Below are 2,461 nucleotides of genomic sequence, written 5' to 3'. Positions count from 1 at the left end.
CGACGGCGAGACCACCTCCGCAGTGCTGAAGGCTTCGAGCAGGGCGACGGCATTGGCCGCGTTCTCGGGGTTCTTGACGAAGTCGAAGTTGGCCTTGACCGCCGCCGCGTCGAACCGTTCGCCGTCGTGGAAGACGACGTCCTCACGCAGGGTGAAGGTGTAGTCCGTCCCGTCCGGCGAGATCGTCCAGGCACTGGCGAGCCAGGGCGCGAAGCTGCCGTCCGCCCGCTTGCCCACCAGCGAGTCGATGTAGTTGCGCGCCACGAAGAAGGCGGCCTGCTGCGACGAGCGATGCGGATCGAAGCAGGACGGCTCCGTCGTCACGCCCCAGGTGATCGATCCGCCCGATCGGGGCTCTGCGTCTGCGGATTGCGCCATCTCGACGAGGCCGGCCGTGGAGAGCACGGCCAACGCAAGCAACGGAACGAATTTTCGCATCGATCTCGGCTCGGAATGAAAGCAGTCTGCCGTTCCGATCGCCGGCGACAAAATCTTCCCTAATGTCGGGTGGGAGAGATTTCGCCTTCATCTCGGCGTTCGATCGGGATAGTTGTTGCACTGCGATCTAAGACGCTAGGTAGACCAAAATCAACTCGGAATGGCCGAGGCTTCGATCGCGCAGAGATCTTTGGAAACTTTACGGCGCCGATCCGTAGGCACGGAGACGAAAGCTTCGCGCCGGGGTGTTTCGGGAGACGCGATCCTCCCCCGGTCACGCCCCGCCGGACGCCGACGCCGGCTTCACCCTCGCGATCGACGGATGACCCTCCCGATGAGCCGACGCCAGCTGCATCTCAACGTGAACCTGCTGCATTCCGGCGTGTATCCGTCGGCCTGGCGGCTGCCGGCGAGCCGGCCTGATGCCTTCATCGACATCGGCCATTTCGTGCGGGTCGCGCAGATCGCCGAGCGCGGCAAGTTCGACGCGATCTTCCTGGCCGACACGCCGTCGATCTCGGACCGGATCGACTACCGGCCGCTCAACGCCCTGGAGCCGACTATCGTGCTCGCGAGCCTCGCCGCCGCCACGACGCGGATCGGGCTGATCGCCACGGCCTCGACCACCTACAACGAGCCGTTCAACCTCGCCCGCCGCTTCGCGAGCCTCGATCACGTCAGCGGCGGCCGCGCGGGGTGGAACGTGGTCACGACGGCCGATGCCGCGGCCGGCCGCAACTTCGGACTCGCCGCCGCCGTCGAGCACCGGACGCGCTACGAGCGCGCGCACGAGTTCGTCGCGGTCGTCCACAAGCTCTGGGACAGCTGGGAGGACGACGCCTTCGTCGGCGACAAGGCGACGGGCCGCTTCGTCGACACCGCGAAGGTGCATCCGATCCGCCACCGCGGCCCGCATTACGCGGTCGAGGGGCCCCTGAACCTGCCGCGCGCGCCGCAGGGGCGGCCGGTCACCGTGCAGGCCGGCGGCTCGCAGGACGGCCGCGATCTGGCAGCCGCGACCGCGGATGCGGTCTTCACCCTGTCGCAGACCATCCCCGACGGCGTCGCCTATGCGCGCGACCTGCGGGCCCGGGCCGCCGCCTTCGGGCGGCCGGCGAACGCGATCGTGATCCTGCCGGGCCTCGCCACGGTGATCGGCAGCACGGAGGCCGAGGCGCGCCGCCGGCAGGACGAATTGTGGGACCTCGTGCCGATCGAATACAGCCTCGCGCGGCTGGCCGGCACCCTCCAGATCGCGCCGGAGCGGCTCGACCTCGACAAGCCCCTGCCGGACCCGCTGCCGCTGCCGCCCAACGCCAACCACACCATGTTCCAGGGAACCGTCGCTCTGGCGCGCCGGGACAACCTCACCGTGCGCCAACTGCTGCGGGCGCTCGGCGGCGGCGTCGGCCACCGCATTGTCGTCGGCACGCCGGAGACGGTCGCCGACGACATCGAGGCCTGGTTCAGGGCCGGCGCCGCCGACGGCTTCAACCTGATGCCCGACGTGCTGCCCGATGGCCTGGAGACCTTCGTCGACGCCGTGGTGCCAATCCTGCAGAAACGCGGACTGTTCCGCACCGCGTATTCCGGCACGACATTGCGGGAGCATTTCGACCTCGAGCGGCCCGCCTGCCACCGACCGTCGGCCGCGGCGCTTCTGGCCGGATGATCGGCCCCGGGATGCGACGCCACATGATGCGACGCCGCATGGCCGATCGCTGCGCCCACGGCACCGGCCGGCCGGACACCGCGTTGTGGTGAGAGGCGACCGGCCGACGACCAGGATTGGCGCGATGCACGATCACGACGACGACCATCCGCACGATCGGTCTCACGACGCCGCCGCGCCGGGCGCCGGTGCCGGGCGCTGGAAGCACGACGGCATCCGGGTGATCCCCGGCGACAGGCTCGATTCCAACACCGCGCAGACGCCGGGCATGTTCCGGCAGGCGGCGATCAACCACGCCCGCGTCGGCGCCCACAAGATCTGGGCGGGCACCGTGGCGATCGAGCCCGACGC

The 2,461-nt window shown here is 69.5% G+C and carries 2 protein-coding genes and 1 pseudogene; 2 read left to right on the top strand and 1 reads right to left on the bottom strand.

The features are described 5' to 3' along the window. The coding region (locus tag COGEMETH_RS25540) for an ABC transporter substrate-binding protein (protein WP_283214947.1) at window positions 1-438 on the bottom strand (438 nt) is incomplete at its 3' end. A 334-nt stretch (window positions 439-772) separates the two neighbouring features. On the opposite strand from COGEMETH_RS25540, the gene COGEMETH_RS01855 reads away from it, so the two are divergent. Both COGEMETH_RS01855 and COGEMETH_RS01850 read left to right on the top strand, forming a co-directional pair. Next, a complete protein-coding gene (locus COGEMETH_RS01855; RefSeq protein ID WP_238180924.1) occupies window positions 773-2,110 on the top strand; it encodes an LLM class flavin-dependent oxidoreductase in 1,338 nt (445 codons plus the stop codon). A gap of 124 nt (window positions 2,111-2,234) precedes the next feature. Further along, window positions 2,235-2,461 (top strand): annotated as a pseudogene (locus COGEMETH_RS01850) (cupin domain-containing protein); the annotation flags it as partial.

This window comes from Methylobacterium trifolii (assembly GCF_022179685.1).
In the GTDB taxonomy this organism is placed as follows: domain Bacteria; phylum Pseudomonadota; class Alphaproteobacteria; order Rhizobiales; family Beijerinckiaceae; genus Methylobacterium; species Methylobacterium trifolii.
Note: the sequence above shows the minus strand (reverse complement) of the source record. Positions and strands in the feature narration are given on the sequence as shown.